13 protein-coding genes are annotated in these 14,113 nt (G+C 57.5%); 8 read left to right on the top strand and 5 right to left on the bottom strand.

Annotated elements, in window-relative coordinates:
- Positions 1–9 precede the first annotated feature (9 nt).
- The 3 genes from ED655_RS12235 (at position 10) to ED655_RS12225 (ending at position 5,100) form a co-directional block, all read left to right on the top strand.
- Entirely contained in the window at positions 10–2,976 is a 2,967-nt protein-coding gene (locus tag ED655_RS12235; protein ID WP_122050400.1) for a glycosyltransferase, read from the top strand.
- Positions 2,977–3,029: 53 nt separating this feature from the next.
- Positions 3,030–4,043: a CgeB family protein gene (locus ED655_RS12230; RefSeq protein WP_122050399.1), complete on the top strand. Its 1,014-nt coding sequence runs from the start codon at positions 3,030–3,032 to the stop codon at positions 4,041–4,043.
- 337 nt (positions 4,044–4,380) lie between these two features.
- Positions 4,381–5,100, top strand: coding sequence for a hypothetical protein (locus ED655_RS12225; RefSeq protein ID WP_122050398.1), 720 nt, complete (start codon positions 4,381–4,383; stop codon positions 5,098–5,100).
- 10 nt (positions 5,101–5,110) lie between these two features.
- Here the strand turns inward: ED655_RS12225 and ED655_RS12220 are convergent, their stop codons facing one another.
- The 4 genes from ED655_RS12220 to ED655_RS12205 all read right to left on the bottom strand — a co-directional run bounded on the left by ED655_RS12220 (position 5,111) and on the right by ED655_RS12205 (position 8,734).
- Positions 5,111–6,322, bottom strand: coding sequence for a threonine ammonia-lyase (locus tag ED655_RS12220; RefSeq protein ID WP_122050397.1), 1,212 nt, complete (start codon positions 6,320–6,322; stop codon positions 5,111–5,113).
- A 72-nt stretch (positions 6,323–6,394) separates the two neighbouring features.
- Positions 6,395–6,868, bottom strand: coding sequence for a transcription elongation factor GreA (gene greA, locus ED655_RS12215; protein ID WP_031240013.1), 474 nt, complete (start codon positions 6,866–6,868; stop codon positions 6,395–6,397).
- 607 nt (positions 6,869–7,475) lie between these two features.
- Positions 7,476–8,003: a hypothetical protein gene (locus tag ED655_RS12210; protein ID WP_122050396.1), complete on the bottom strand. Its 528-nt coding sequence runs from the start codon at positions 8,001–8,003 to the stop codon at positions 7,476–7,478.
- Positions 8,000–8,734: a LexA family transcriptional regulator gene (locus ED655_RS12205; RefSeq protein ID WP_122050395.1), complete on the bottom strand. Its 735-nt coding sequence runs from the start codon at positions 8,732–8,734 to the stop codon at positions 8,000–8,002. Before ED655_RS12205 ends, ED655_RS12210 begins: the two co-directional genes overlap by 4 nt.
- Positions 8,735–8,931: 197 nt before the next feature.
- Here ED655_RS12205 and ED655_RS12200 point away from each other — a divergent pair, with 197 nt between their 5' ends.
- From ED655_RS12200 to ED655_RS12190, 3 genes are read left to right on the top strand one after another with little or no spacing between them, the layout of a single operon-like run.
- On the top strand, positions 8,932–9,237 hold the full coding sequence (locus tag ED655_RS12200) for a helix-turn-helix domain-containing protein (RefSeq protein ID WP_122050394.1): 306 nt from the start codon (positions 8,932–8,934) through the stop codon (positions 9,235–9,237).
- Positions 9,234–10,124, top strand: coding sequence for a ParB/RepB/Spo0J family partition protein (locus ED655_RS12195; RefSeq protein ID WP_122050393.1), 891 nt, complete (start codon positions 9,234–9,236; stop codon positions 10,122–10,124). Before ED655_RS12200 ends, ED655_RS12195 begins: the two co-directional genes overlap by 4 nt.
- Positions 10,121–10,585 carry a hypothetical protein gene (locus tag ED655_RS12190; RefSeq protein ID WP_122050392.1) on the top strand — a complete coding sequence of 155 codons (465 nt, stop codon included), beginning with the start codon at positions 10,121–10,123 and terminating at the stop codon, positions 10,583–10,585. Before ED655_RS12195 ends, ED655_RS12190 begins: the two co-directional genes overlap by 4 nt.
- 165 nt (positions 10,586–10,750) lie before the next feature.
- Here the strand turns inward: ED655_RS12190 and ED655_RS12185 are convergent, their stop codons facing one another.
- A complete protein-coding gene (locus ED655_RS12185) occupies positions 10,751–11,008 on the bottom strand; it encodes a hypothetical protein (RefSeq protein WP_162993509.1) in 258 nt (85 codons plus the stop codon).
- A gap of 96 nt (positions 11,009–11,104) precedes the next feature.
- On the opposite strand from ED655_RS12185, the gene ED655_RS12180 reads away from it, so the two are divergent.
- Positions 11,105–13,048 (top strand): transposase domain-containing protein, encoded by a 1,944-nt coding sequence (locus ED655_RS12180; protein ID WP_122050390.1) that lies wholly within the window; start codon positions 11,105–11,107, stop codon positions 13,046–13,048.
- A gap of 69 nt (positions 13,049–13,117) precedes the next feature.
- Positions 13,118–14,113, top strand: a complete 996-nt coding sequence (locus ED655_RS12175) for an AAA family ATPase (RefSeq protein WP_122050389.1) — start codon at positions 13,118–13,120, stop codon at positions 14,111–14,113.

Below are 14,113 nucleotides of genomic sequence, written 5' to 3'. Positions count from 1 at the left end.
GGCTCTCTCATGAAGCATGCACGCATCGCGAAGTGGCGTCTGGTCGATGAAGACTGGTATCTGGGCCTTCATCCCGAGGCAGCAGCCGAGATCGCCGCCAATGGCTTGCGTGATGCTGCCGAGCATTACGAAAAGATAGGCAAATCCTACGGTTTTTCCCCAAATCGTTATTTCGATGAAGGGTGGTACCGTCAGGCCTATCCGGAACTCTATGCCGAGATCTGTCGTGGCGAACTGGCCTCGGGTTTCGATCATTATTGCGAAGCTGGTTACACAACCCACGCGCCGCATTGGCTGTTTTCCGAGACGTTCTATCGCGCCCGCAATGGCGAGGTAATCAATGAGGCCCTCGCCAGTGGTCTTTATCTCAATGGCTACGACCATTTCCTTGAGACGGGCGATGCCGAGGGGCTTTGCGGTCACTGGTTTCTCGACCCCGAAGCCGTCGCGCGCCTGTGCACGGAGCCAATGAACAACGGAGGCGAAGGCTGTGGCCTCTTCGCCGCTGTGGCTCTGAACACGCCGTCGATTGCGGATCATCATCGTGTTTCATGGTATTTCGACCCGATCTGGTATCGAGAGCGCTATCCGGAAGTTGACCGCGAAACCGGCGCTGGAAGGTATCTGTCAGCACTCCATCATTATCTGACCAACCAGACGCCACGCCAGTTCAACCCCCAGGCCTTCTTCGATGAACAGTATTACCTGCGGGTTCATGCCGATGTTCTGCCAAGCATCGAAAACGGGGCGTTTCGCAACGGTTACCAGCATTTCGTCCAGTTTGGCGCGAGAGAAGGTCGTCGTCCGGCAGAGGGTATCAATCTGCAAACGTTTGGCGAAAAACCCGATATTCGCGCTCTGCTCAACGCCAGACTCTATGACACCGTATTCGCCTGCTGGGTTGCGCAGCGCCTGAAATATGGAGAGCAGAGCGATATTGCACCTCCGACGGAAGAGCAGACACGCCATCTGTTTGAGGCAACAGCGGCGCTGGAGCAGCGTATTCTGACCCGTCACGCTCCGGATTTTGGTCATGAAGGCGAGCCTCAGCTCTCGGTCATCATGGTTCTGCATGACAAATATGCCCTGACCATGCAGGCCCTTGCGTCCTTGCGATCGAACTATGCAGGAGCGTTGCAGGTCATCCTTGTCGATTCTGCATCGAGTGATGAGACGGCGCGCATCGAGCATGTTGTGCATGGCGTGCAGGTGCTGCGTTATCGCTACAACATAGGCTATCTGGACGGGTGCAACGCCGCCCTCGCCGAGGTGCGTGCACCTTTCATTCTCTACCTCAATAATGATCTGCGTCTTTATCCGCATGCAATTCGCAACGCATTGTCGCGCCTGAACACCGCGGATGATGTGGCGGCGGTGGGTGCCAAGCTCATCCGTAGCAATATGTGGCTTCAGGAAGCGGGATCGATTATCTGGCGAGATGGATCCACCTATGGATATCGTCGTCAGGACAATCCCTCGATCCCGGAAGCAAATTTCGTTCGCGATGTGGATTATTGCTCCGCGGCTTTCCTCATGGTGCGCAGCGCCGTTGCCCGTGCCCTCGAGGGCTACGACACGACCTACCGTCCCGCCTATTTTGAGGATACCGATTTCTGCCTTCGTATTGTCCGTTCAGGCAAACGAATTGTGTATGATCCAAGCGTCGTGGTCGAGCACCTGGAATTTGGCAGTTCGGGCAATACGGGCTCGCAGGCGCAGATCAAGATCAATCACCGTATCTTCGGCCGGCAGCATCAGGAATATCTGCGGCAACAGCTTCCTGCTCATGTGCGCAATGCCGTGCTCGCTCGTTCCCATCGTGGCGGGCGACGACGCATCCTGTTCATAGAGGACAGGATACCCCTGCGTTCGCTGGGTTCGGGGTATGTCCGTTCGAATGATCTTATCTGGGCCATGAGCCGACTCGGTTTGCAGGTCACGGTCTTTCCGGTGCTTCCACGGCAGGCAACTCATCTCGATCTGGCGACTGATTTTCCCGATGATGTCGAGCTCATGGCGCAAAGCGATCTGAGCGATCTCAATGCATTCATCGAGGAGCGTGCCGGATATTACGATCTGATCTGGATCGGGCGCACGCATAACCTTACGCGCCTCCTTCCCGTATTGACGGAGCAGAGTCGTCATTTACCGGTCGATAGCGTCGTGCTCGATACCGAAGTCATTGCTGCACCCAGAACAATAGAGAAGGCGCGCTTTCACCCGCCGGAAAAGAAACTCCTGCCGCTGGATGAAATGGTTTCACGCGAGCTTGAGGCCGCTCATTATTGCCAGCAGATCGTTGTTGTCTCAGCGCAGGACGCGGCTCTGGCGCGTGAAGCGGGATATGAGAATGTCTCGGTCCTGGGGCATGCCCTGTCAGTCAGACCGAGCCCGGGCAGCTTCGAAGGACGTCGGGATATCCTTTTCGTGGGGGCTCTTCATGATGAGGATGCTCCGAACTTCGACAGCCTGTTCTGGCTGATCAACGACGTGCTTCCAGAACTTGATGAATACCTTCCTGAGGACGTCCGCCTGAGCGTGGCAGGATTTGTCAGTCCGGCACTGGATGTCTCGGCCTTGCGTTCTTCCAGGCGGGTCAACTGGCTCGGCCCTGTCGATGATCTCCGGCCGCTTTATGCCTCGCATCGCCTTTTTGTCGCGCCCACGCGTTATGCTGGCGGTCTTCCATACAAGGTGCACGAAGCTGCATCCTATGGCTTGCCGGTGGTTGCAACGCGCCTTCTTGCCGGCCAGATGGGCTGGGTTGATGGGGTGGAACTGGCCAGCGCTTCAAGCGAGGATCCGATCGCCTTCGCTTTTGCCTTGTCGGAACTCTACGAGAATGAAGAAAAATGGAAGATGATCCGCGCCGGGGCCCTGCGGGCCATCGAGCGTGACTGTAGTCCGGCGCGGTTCAGTCAGACGCTCGGGTCAATCATCGAAGCAAGTGTGGCACCGGCAGGTAGCCAAGTCTGATAATTGGTGACGGGGTCCCCCGAAGCCGAAACGAGGAATGGACGTAAAAGACCATGTCAGCAGAGAAGAAAACCGCGGGATCAAAGGCTGCTGGCAAAACCCAGCGTGTGCTCGTTTGCAGTGGTGGGCGTTACGAATCCCAGGCCAATGCCCAGATCCGAGAGTCCATCATGGATGGTTGGGCTGAGTGCTTTGGGGAAGAGAATGTCATTGCTGTGCATATCAGCGGAGCTGCAGCGTCTATCGAGCGCATCCAGCCGACGATCGTCTTCGCAATTGGTTCATACCTGCCGGAAAGCACCTATTTTGGTGAAGTCTGCCGTGAAGCCAAGAAGATCGGCGCCATAACCGTATTCTGGGCAACCGAAGATCCCTACGAGCAGGATGCCAATTATCGCATCACCGATGATTTCGATGTGATATTCTCCTGCGATCGCTGGGGGCATAATTTTTACCAGCGCGAACTCGTCTACCATCTGCCGCTCGCGGCCAGCCGCAAGCTGCACTATGCGCCGATCGAGACGGACATCGAGAAAACCATTGATGTTCTTTTCTGTGGCGTCGCGTTCACGAGCCGCAAGGATATCGTGCGCAACCTGATGCCAACCTTGCGCAACCTGAACGTGAAGATCATCGGTCCGGGTTGGGGTGAGTTCGGTATCGGGTTCTCGGATGCTCGTATCGAGAAGGCTCAGCTTATCGAATTGTATCGTCGCTCCAAGCTCGTGCTGAATCTGGGCCGCTCTCTCCATTTCGAGAACAAGCGCTTCATGATTTCGCCCTCGACGCCCGGTCCGCGTACCTTTGAGGCTGCCGCTGCCGGTGCTTTTCAGGTATTCCACGAGGATACCTACGAACTGCGCCGCTATTTCACGGCAGAGGAAATTCCTACCTTCTCGAACAAGATCGACTTCGATCGTCTGGTGGCGCGCTACATCAATGACACGCCGCTCTGCATCGAGATGGCCCGCCGTGCTCAGGCGCGCACGATGGAGGAGCACACCTATGGTCACCGTATCCGCGCTGCAATTGAAGTGCTCAAACGTGAAGGTTTCCTGAAGGACTGAACCCCGACCTCACCTTGCCGGACGATCTGTCCGGCTGGGTGACGATGGCCGGCTCGTGCTGATCATTACGAGCGCAGATGGCCGATTATTTAGTCCCCCGTTCCGCTCTTCTATTGAATTGTATCCCGCTTGTTGCTCGGGGGATGCCGATAGTGCGATTCGTCAGATACAGGAGAGGGTGGCAGATACTGGCCCTGATACTCATGGGTCTGTCTGCTTTCGGTGGCCTTTCGGGGGCCGCACAGGAAAACTACAAAATTTAGGGCCTCAATCGCGACGCTCTTCAGGGCCATCTCGAAACAGAGTTTCGCGATCGGCAATTCGATTTCATCCCGCGATGGCATCAGTCTATCTGTGTCGATATTCACGGCTTGGAGCCACATTCACCGATCTGATTTTTGCGCATCTGCAACGCGTGGGCCAGTCTGTCGGTCTCACGGTCAGGATGGATTGTCGGGACAAGCAGCTCTTTGTGTTCTTTACCGATCAATCGGACCGGTTGGCGCAAAAGATCGAGGCGGATAATCCGGACATGTTCATCGGCTATGAATCATCGCCCGTCTATCGTGACAGAAAGGTTCTGGCCTCGCGCAAGGAGCGACAGGAATTCCTGAAGCCGCGGGCGATACGCTGGCTGGCTGCCTCTGCCATTCGTTCTGTCAATGACGAGCCATATGAGGCTTTTCAAGGCCCGACAGGTGTTATCTATGTCGCTGTCAGCACTGCGCCCAGTTTTCTCAACGATACGCCGCGACGGGATCTGTCCATAGCGGTCATTATCGTAGACCCTGACCGGCTCAGAAACGAGTCTTGGTCCGGGCTTGGCGACCTAATTGCCCTTATGGGTTTCACAGCTCCCCATCTGCGCGAGGGCTATGATGAGGCGAGTATTCTGCAGCTGACACAGGGACCGGTCTTGCAAGGCCCCTCAGGTGGGATGACCCGATATGACCGTGTTGTCCTTAAGGCCCTCTATGCCCTGCCGGAGGGCTATGACCAGACCGAAGGGTTTGACTGGATGGTAGACCGGCTCTGTTCGGACCACCAACACAGGTAAGGTGCTGCAATCAGCCGCGGGTCAGATGATAATGGCTGCGCAGATCGGCCTCGATCTGGTCAGCATGAGCCCCATCGCGCGCTTCGATCATGATCTCCAGCTCCGCCGTCTGCACAGAAGGAGCGGCGAAGAGGCGCTGATGCGAGACCTCGATGATATTGCCACCAGCATTACCGATGCGCGTGGAGATGTCAGCCAGCACGCCGGGACGATCAGGGATCTGCAGGGTGAGCGACAGCAGACGTCCATCGCGACGCAGGGCGCGTAGCAGCGTGTTGGCGAAAATGCGTGTCCCGATATTGCCACCCGTGATCGGCAAGGCCACCCGCTTGCCCTTGAAGAGCTCGGGATAGGCCATCACTGCTGCCAGAGCCGCCGCGCCAGCGCCCTCGGAGACCTGTTTGGCCTGTTCGGCCAGATGGGCAATGGCTGATTCCACCTGAAGCTCAGTGACGACCAGAACACGGTCAAGGAGCGGGCTGACCGTCTCGAGGCAGGTATTGCCGATCTGCATGACCGCAATACCTTCGGCAATGGTAGAGCCACCACGTGCCTGCACGGCCGCCTCGGGGAAGGCGGAGAGCGAGGCATGACTCTCGACCTGTACGCCGATGATCTTTGTGTTGGGGCTCAGCGCTGCTGCCGCAATGGCTGAACCACTGATCAACCCGCCACCGCCAATCGGCAGAACCAGATAATCGAGCACAGGGCTGTCCTCGATCAACTCGATGGCAAAGGTGCCCTGACCCGCCATGACGGCTACATCATTGAACGGGTGAACCAGAACGAGGCCGTTCTCCTTGCGAATTCCCTCAGCCACCATTGAGGCTTCGGCAAAATCCTCGCCCTCGGTCACGACATGAGCGCCCCAGCCACGTGTGCGCTCGACCTTGGCCGAGGGCGTATGGCGCGGCATGACGATGGTGGCGTCAATGCCAAGCAGGCTGGCATGACGGGCCACGCCCTGAGAATGATTGCCCGCCGAGACCGCAATCACGCCGCGTTTCTTTTCCTCATCGCTAAGCAGCGCCAGCTTGTTGGCGGCACCGCGTTCCTTGAACGAGGCGACAGCCTGCAAATTCTCGAGCTTCAGCCAGATATCGGCACCCGTCATCTTGCACAGGGCCGCGCAGCGAATGCTGGGCGTGCGCACAATATGGGGGGCAATCCGCTCATGAGCGGCAAGGATATCGGCGAAGGTGAGGGTGAGGCTTTCGGACACGGTCTTCTTTTCTTGCTTTGGGGCTGGCCGTCCGAAACCGCCAGACGCCAGCCCGTGCTGATGCTGATCCGTTTATTTGAAAGTGACGGCCAGAATCTCGTAGCTCTTGTCGCCACCCGGGGTCGGTACGGTCACGCTGTCACCTACCGACTTGCCGATAAGCGCCTTGGCGAGCGGCGAGGAGACAGAAAGGCGGCCCAGCTTGATATCGGCCTCGTGGACGCCCACGATCTGATAGCTGCTCTCCTTGTCCGTTTCCTCATCGACCAGTTCGATATGAGCACCGAATTTCACGGTGTCACCTGAGAGCTGCGAGGGGTCGATGACTTCAGCCGTCGAAATCAGTTCCTCGAGTTCGAGAACGCGCCCCTCAATGAAGGACTGACGATCGCGTGCAGCATGATATTCGGCGTTTTCCGAGAGATCGCCATGAGCGCGTGCTTCGGCAATGGCGCGGATGACGGCCGGACGATCTTCGCTTTTCAGCCGACGCAGTTCATCTTCTAGACGGGTCAAACCTTCACCGGTCATCGGAATCTTCTGCACAGCGCATTCCCCAAAACGAGTTCAGCCCTCGCGTAGCGCCCAGGAACAACAGTGTTCCAAGGCCCTGCACGGGGCATGGATGGGCATGAGACAATCCCCGCCCGCAATTTGATCAGATAAATTAGGTCTTCCGGGGGGTAAATTCAAGGCGAGCCTCGAAATGAGGGCCTGTTTTGCACAGAGTTGATCATCTCGGGGAGGAAGCAGGGCTCTGCCCTGAAACGCGCTAAAAGGCGGCCGCCCTCTGAAAATCCGCGACTTAAGGATGTCGCATCCCGCCTCGAAGGCATCAAAGCGGGGATGAAAGGGGCAAGCCCCTTTCCGGATGTTAGGAGACAGGGAGAATGGATAATCTGGGAAGGCGGGATAAAACGGGATTTTCCGGGATATCGCGGGATTAAATTGCTTGCGGACTTTGCCTCATACGAGTGCGGTAGCAACGCGGGAGCAGGTCGGCACTAACTTTGGGGAATAACCGAGGCGGCTCGGTTATAAGGCACAGAGACAAGAAAATTGGAACTGCGTTAGTGCCAAACTCAAGCGCGTTCTAAAGCCGTTCAAAAGCTGGAGCTGGATGCGCGGCGGCCTTAAAGATTAGCGATGGACCTCAGAACGCTGACGTCTCATCCTTGTCCTTCTTAGGGTCATAGTTGATCATTGGAACAGGGATAGGCTTCACCCTGTGTGAGCTGATCACCGATCTAATAGCTTTGCCTCTCGATACGACCGCCTGCAAATTTGCTTGATCGACTTCTGAGCATATTGCTTTCGTCTTCGAGGCATCGATATCGCTGATATAAGGTGACGCAGAAGTCGAAATTACTAAACGCCAAGCGCAGGCTTGGGCCACATTGCGGATGAAGCCCCCGTGAGGGGCTTTCCATAATAAGTAGGCTACGTTTGTTTGCGCCAAGTAGTCTCCAGCATAGGCGTTTACATATTCCTGCTCGAATTCCTCCTGCATATCGAGACATTCTTTCCGGTTTTCAGATGGCGGGCACATGCTTAGATAATTGCTTGCCTCCTCTAGATACGGTTTCTGCGGCACGTGGGGTATCTTGGGAAAGCCATCTTCAGTGGCGAACGCCGGGCACACCGAGAGGCAGGCTAGAGAAAAAAGCGGCAGCAGCTTCATGACATCCTCTGCATTTTGTAGATGACGCGGCCTATGATGGTGATGGCGTCGCTAGTCTGTGGTTTTCCCCAGTGGAAGCGGTCTTTCTGAACGGCCTTCGAAGGGTAACGATCATTGTCCGAGATGATATCCGCATATCCATCTGGGCCAAGAGAGATGCGCTTGACTAGAACAGTCCCGTCAGAAACGAAAACGTAAATACCTGATAGGTAATCGGACATTCTCGCATCCACTATGATGCGGTCATGAGGCATAAGTGTGGGAGACATACTGTCACCCGATACGCAAATCATTATGGCATCTTTGGCAGGCAGGCGCAGATCTTCTAATATTCCTGAAGGAAGAGCGATTTCTTCGCAACGTGGCTGATCGCACCCCAGCATGCCATAGCCAGCGCTAGCCTGAATGTCAGGATAGTAGCGGATCATGGCGACGTCAGCGCGAGCGGGTTCTGCCACAGGCGTGGGGGCGCAAGTTTCCCCCTCACCGAAGAGCAGCCAGTCAAGCGATATGCCACATGTTCTAGCAAGCTTGGCGGCAGGCAATGCTCCCATCTCTCTTCGAGCAGCTAGATAGCCATTCAAAGTGCTCAATGGGACACCCGACTTCAGCGAGACTGCCTTATTGCCCCCTGACGCGCGGACGGCCTCTTTGAGACGATCAGCGACATCGGACACTTCCCAGTTCTCTTTGAGATCTGAGAAGTTTGGGATCGGAGCAGAGCCAGTCATCAAAAACCCTTATCAGATGAGGGTTTCGCAGAGTTATCCACAGAAAATACCCTTTTGAGAACTGAGAAGTGCTCAAAAGAGATTGCATAGAGTTCTCTTTCGCGTATTCTCACGTCGTTCTCTCTCGTCTCGTTCACGCGTTTCGGAGTGAAAAATGAAGCCGGGTGGCAGCCCGGCTGTTTTGAAGGAGTATCCTTATGGCACAGAAGCCATGCGGAATGCACGCGGAAGACATCCGTGCTGCGATCCGCAAAAAGTACGGCACAATGGCCGCGCTGAGCCGAAAACTGGGCAAACACCAGAACACGGTTGCCACCGTGATCAGCCAACCGGGCCACTCGATCGTGTTGGAGCAACGCATTTGTGAAGAGCTGGGGCTCAAGCCCGAGATCGCGTTTCCCGATCGGTATCATGCTGACGGCACTCCTGTTTCCACTCGAATGGCCAGAACCAATACGGCTTTGCGTGCGACCGATCTCCGTAGAAACGGAGCGGCAGCATGAACGTCGAGCAGATCCCCCTTTCGCAGATTGAAGTCGGCGATCGCCTGCGTACCGTTGATTCGGCTTGGGTGGAGTTGCTTGCGGCTTCGATGAAGGAACGGGGGCAGGATACGCCGCTTTGGGTCCGGAAGATCGGACGCTCTGACAAGTATGCCCTGATCGCGGGTGGTCATCGTTTTGAAGCATTGCGTCTCATCGGCAAAGAGACAGCAGACTGCACCGTTCGCAAGGTTTCCGAGACGGAAGCCGAACTGCTGGAGATCGATGAAAATCTGATCCGGCGTGAGCTGACGCCGCTCGATCGCGCTACCTTCCTTGCCCGCCGCAAGGCTGTTTATGAGGCACTCCACCCGGAGACAAAAGCAGGCGGTGACAGGAAGTCCGATCAAAGCGCAGAGCTTTGCGGTTTGATCCCTGCGTTCTCGGAAGCCACCGCTGAAAAGCTCGGATTGTCGCGACGCACGGTCGAGACGGCGGTGCAGCTGCATGGCCTCATTCCGGAAGATGTGCGCCGTCAGGTTTCGGCAACATGGCTCGCCACGTCTGGCGCGCAGCTCATGGCACTCGGCAAACTGACGCCAGACATGCAGCGCAAGGTTGCTGACTTCGCGGTGCATTATCCTGACGTGCGCAACGTCCTGGACATTACGCGCCAGATCGAAGGCAGACCTGCGCCGGAGCCTGCCGGTAAATTTGAGAAGTTTCTTGCCTTCTGGCGCAAGTGCGACCCGGAAGAGCAGCAGCAGATCGTCGAGCACGCCGCTGCCCAGATGCCCGCTGTTGCCTTCGAGGCGGCGTGGGAGAAGGGATCGACCTATCAGCGTGATGCGATCGTCGGCTTCCTTTCGCCACACCTGCCGGGCGCAGTCCGGAGGGAAGCAGCATGAGCAGGAAAATTCATGCACGCGAGCAGCTCTCGCTTCTCGACTGGAATCCGCCCGAAGCCGTGATGGCGTTCGATCCCTTCCTACTTCGCGCCAACTCGTGGTCTGGCCGGTTCTCCCGCGCGATCTCGATCTCGCTCGATAGCTGCGGTCAGACAAGGCAGGAAGTGGCCGACGCGATGTCCAGTCATATGGGCAAGGCGATGTCGCTCAATGTGCTGAATGCCTATGCCAGCACGGCGCGGGATAGCCATGAGATCTCGGTGTCGCGTTTCGATGCGCTGCTTTCCGCAACGAGGGATCGTCGGTTGTTGGAGTTCTTTGCGGAAGGTTTCGGGTGGTCAGTGATCGACCGCCGGTACCTGCCCGCGATCGAGCTTGCAGCTCTGTCAGAACACAAGCGTGAAGTCGCCCGCCGCGAGCGTGAAATCAGGGCCTCGGCGGGACGTGGGGGACGGTGGTGATGAGCACAAATAGAAAGAGGCTGCCCCAGCTCACGGTGGATGAGAGCCAGGGCAGCCGCTCAAGGCAAATGGACGTATTTGGCCTGAAGGTCAGCGAAAGCGAGCTGTTCGGCATCTCCTGCTATCAGGAGCGGCCGATCGCGACAAAAGACACTGTGGAGGTGTCTACTCGTCAGCTTCAATTCCTTCTGCAGATCGCAATAGCAGCGATGCAACCCGCCGACGAATCAGGTCAGCAGTCTCCATTGGCGAGTTGGCTTGCAGGTTACTCAGCCGCATTGCAACCTGACCTTTCAGCTCCAGAACCTCAGGGTCGGAGTCAGTGCAAATGAACTCCGCCCTTACACCCCATAAAATACCATCCTGGTGGACCTTGATATTCTGGATCTCCATCCATGGAACGTCAGGGGTGTCTTCGAACATGGTTTCCTCCTTGGTTGTGGCCAAGTCCAAGGTGGAACGGGTGGCGCGGGGTTGGCAATCGCTTTCCCGCGCCGCCTTTGGCGACAGGAGGGTGGCATGAACCTCGCTGAGACAGGTCATGCCTGGTTCACCCTGGCCGAACTGGCCGGGATGGGATTGCCGGGCGTTCCGACCACAAAAAGAGCGCTTCAGCTTCGCGCCAACGCTGAAAACTGGCTCGCTCCTGAGCGGGAGGGTCAGACATGGCGCAGGCGGCAGGGCAATGGGGGCGGCTTCGAGTTCACGCCGTATGTCCTACCGTTGCCTGCTCGCGCCAAGCTGGCGATCGCTGCTCACGCTATGCCTGAACAGGCAGAAGGCCAGAAGCGCGAGCGTAAGGATCTATGGCGTCGCTATGACTCCCTGCCGGACGCCCAAAAGGCCAAGGCAAAGCGCGCGCTCGAGGTCATCCATGCGGTCGAGACGCTTGTCGCCTCGGGAACACGTAAGACGCATGCCGTCATGATGGTCGCGACCCATGCCAAGGTCGGCCATACAACCATCAATAACTGGTATCGCGATCTTCGCGGACTCAACCGCTGCGACTGGCTTCCCGCACTCGCCCCTCGTCATAAGGCGTTCGGCACACAGGCCGAATGCGCTCCTGAGGTCTGGGAAATGCTGAAGACGGACTACCTGCGCCTGGAAAAGCCCAATTGGACCGACTGCTACGACCGCGCAAAGGACGTAGCCAAGGAGAACGGCTGGACTATTCCCTCAGCCAAAACCCTGCTGCGTCGCATCCAGAGCCTGCCGCCTGAGCTGGTGACACTGGAGCGCGAAGGAACAGAGGCTCTCAAGCGTCTTTTCCCGGTCCAGAAGCGCGTTCGCTCGATCTTCCATGCCATGCAGGCGGTGAATGCGGACGGGCACAAATGGGACGTGTTCGTGCGCTGGCAAGACGGAACGATCGGCCGTCCGGTCATGGTGGGCTTTCAGGATCTCTACTCCGGCATGATCCTGTCATGGCGTGTGGACAAATCCGAGAATACGGAAACCGTCCGGCTCGCCTTTGGTGACATGATCGAGGAATGGGGCATTCCGCAGCTCTGCTATCTCGATAACGGCCGCAACTTCGCGTCCAAATGGCTGACGGGCGGCACGCAGAACCGCTACCGCTGGAAGCATCGCGAGGAAGAGCCAGTCGGCATCATGGTGCAGCTTGGGGTCGAAGTGCATTGGACGACACCTTATTCGGGCCAGTCCAAGCCAATTGAACGAGCATGGCGCGATCTCGCTCAGGGCGCAGCAAAGCATCCGCGTTTCGCAGGGGCCTATTGCGGCAACAACCCGACCGCGAAGCCTGAGAATTACGGTTCGAAGGCCGTGCCGATCGAGGAGTTCATCGAGGTAATCGGTGCCGAGATTGCGCGTCACAACGCCAAGGAGGGGCGACGTTCCGATGTCTGCCGGGGGAAGATGTCCTTCATCCAGGCATTCAAAGAATCTTACGAGAAGTCGCCAATCACCAAGGCGACTGCCGAACAGGCTCGGCTCTGGCTGATGGCAGCCGAGGCGATCCGCTGCGATCGTAAGAACGGTCAGATCATTCTGGAAGGCAACCGCTTCTGGCATGAGGATCTGCTGGCGCTGCGCGGTCAGACCTGTGTGGTGCGCTTCGACCCTCAGGCGTTGCAGGCCGATATGCACGTGTATCGGACGGACGGCACCTATGTCTGCGCCGCCCCTTGCGTTCAGGCGACGGGCTTCTCGGACAAGAACGCCGCACAGGAGCACGGTCGCGCCAGACGCCGGTGGATAAGGGCAGCAAAGGAGCAGGTGGCAGCGGAGAAGACGCTCTCGCTATCCGATCTTGCTGCCATGACGACAGCACCGGCCGACGAGCCCACAGAGACGATCGAGGCAAAAGTGGTCCGCCCCTATTTCCCAGCCGCATCCGGCAATGCGGCACTGGCGGTGGATTACGACGAGATCGAGGCTCAGGAGCAGCTCGAAGCCGAAGAGAACGGCCGATTGCTTCAGTTTTTACAACGACGATGAGGCGTGGACCCGGACTGAAAGTGGATTTTCAGCCCGGCCAGTAATCACTCTCTAAAAGGTCAATAAAACATGTCTGATACGATGATCAACGACGCCCCCTTGGGCGGCGAACGGGGGAACTCACCCTCTGACACGGCAAAGAAGCTTAAAGCGTATATCGACGCCGAGGGGCTGACGCTCTCCCAGGCTGCTCTTGCAAGCGGCATCGCCAAGAGCACGCTGTCTGCTTACCTGACAGGCAACTACGCCGGACGCATGGACAATATCGACGAAAAGGCCGAGCAGTATCTCGAAAGCCAGCGCACCCAGACGCGCATGCGCAAGGCCATGCCCAAAGCGCCGAACTTCATCGAGACGCCAAGTGCTCTCGGGTTTCGCACGGTGTTCGAATACGCCCAGTCAGGGCCTGATATCGGTCTGATTACCGGCAATGCCGGTGTCGGCAAGACCGAAACAGCCAGGGAATATGCCCGGACCACATCGAATGTCTGGATGATGACGGCGGACAGCTCGATGCGCTCTCCGACCGCCATCCTGCGTGAGTTGACCGAGACGCTCGAAGCCAATGTGCGGCGCGGGCCGCGCATGATGGCCAGCCTGATCCAGCGCGTGACCGGAACGGGGGGGCTTATCATCGTGGATGAGGCGCAAAACCTCACCACGGAATCGATCGATCTTTTGCGCACGATCTATGACCGGGGGCAGATCGGCCTGGTCTTCATGGGCAACGAGCCTCTGAAAGGGCGGATCGAGGGTATGGGGCGTCAGTCGTCCCATGCGCAGATCTTCTCGCGTGTCGGTATGCGCAAGAACCGGCCTCGGCCTCAGTCTTCGGACATCTACCAGATCCTCGATGCCTGGGGGATCACCGAGATGAGCCTGCGCAAGCTCTGCCGCTATATCGGGAGCCAGGCCGGTGGCCTGCGCTCAATGAACAAGACCCTGAAATACGCCTTCATGCTCGCCGCGTCGGAATCGCGCGAGATGATCTGTGTCACGGACATCGAAAAAGCATGGAAGAGCCTCACACAGAGCGAGCTGCCCTCGCTCGCGAACCGGGAGTAA

The sequence above is a fragment of the Asaia bogorensis genome, assembly GCF_900465345.1.
Classification (GTDB): domain Bacteria; phylum Pseudomonadota; class Alphaproteobacteria; order Acetobacterales; family Acetobacteraceae; genus Asaia; species Asaia bogorensis_A.
The sequence above is the reverse complement of the archived record's forward strand: the minus strand, read 5'-3'. Positions and strand labels throughout refer to the sequence as shown.

Excerpts from the sequence above, each read along its gene's own strand:
- ED655_RS12235 (WP_122050400.1), top strand. The coding sequence starts at position 10 with ATGAAGCATGCACGCATCGCGAAGTGGCGTCTGGTCGATGAAGACTGG.
- ED655_RS12230 (WP_122050399.1), top strand. The coding sequence starts at position 3,030 with ATGTCAGCAGAGAAGAAAACCGCGGGATCAAAGGCTGCTGGCAAAACC.
- ED655_RS12225 (WP_122050398.1), top strand. The coding sequence starts at position 4,381 with ATGGCATCAGTCTATCTGTGTCGATATTCACGGCTTGGAGCCACATTC.
- ED655_RS12210 (WP_122050396.1), bottom strand. The coding sequence starts at position 8,003 with ATGAAGCTGCTGCCGCTTTTTTCTCTAGCCTGCCTCTCGGTGTGCCCG.
- ED655_RS12205 (WP_122050395.1), bottom strand. The coding sequence starts at position 8,734 with ATGACTGGCTCTGCTCCGATCCCAAACTTCTCAGATCTCAAAGAGAAC.
- ED655_RS12200 (WP_122050394.1), top strand. The coding sequence starts at position 8,932 with ATGGCACAGAAGCCATGCGGAATGCACGCGGAAGACATCCGTGCTGCG.
- ED655_RS12195 (WP_122050393.1), top strand. The coding sequence starts at position 9,234 with ATGAACGTCGAGCAGATCCCCCTTTCGCAGATTGAAGTCGGCGATCGC.
- ED655_RS12190 (WP_122050392.1), top strand. The coding sequence starts at position 10,121 with ATGAGCAGGAAAATTCATGCACGCGAGCAGCTCTCGCTTCTCGACTGG.
- ED655_RS12185 (WP_162993509.1), bottom strand. The coding sequence starts at position 11,008 with ATGTTCGAAGACACCCCTGACGTTCCATGGATGGAGATCCAGAATATC.
- ED655_RS12180 (WP_122050390.1), top strand. The coding sequence starts at position 11,105 with ATGAACCTCGCTGAGACAGGTCATGCCTGGTTCACCCTGGCCGAACTG.
- ED655_RS12175 (WP_122050389.1), top strand. The coding sequence starts at position 13,118 with ATGTCTGATACGATGATCAACGACGCCCCCTTGGGCGGCGAACGGGGG.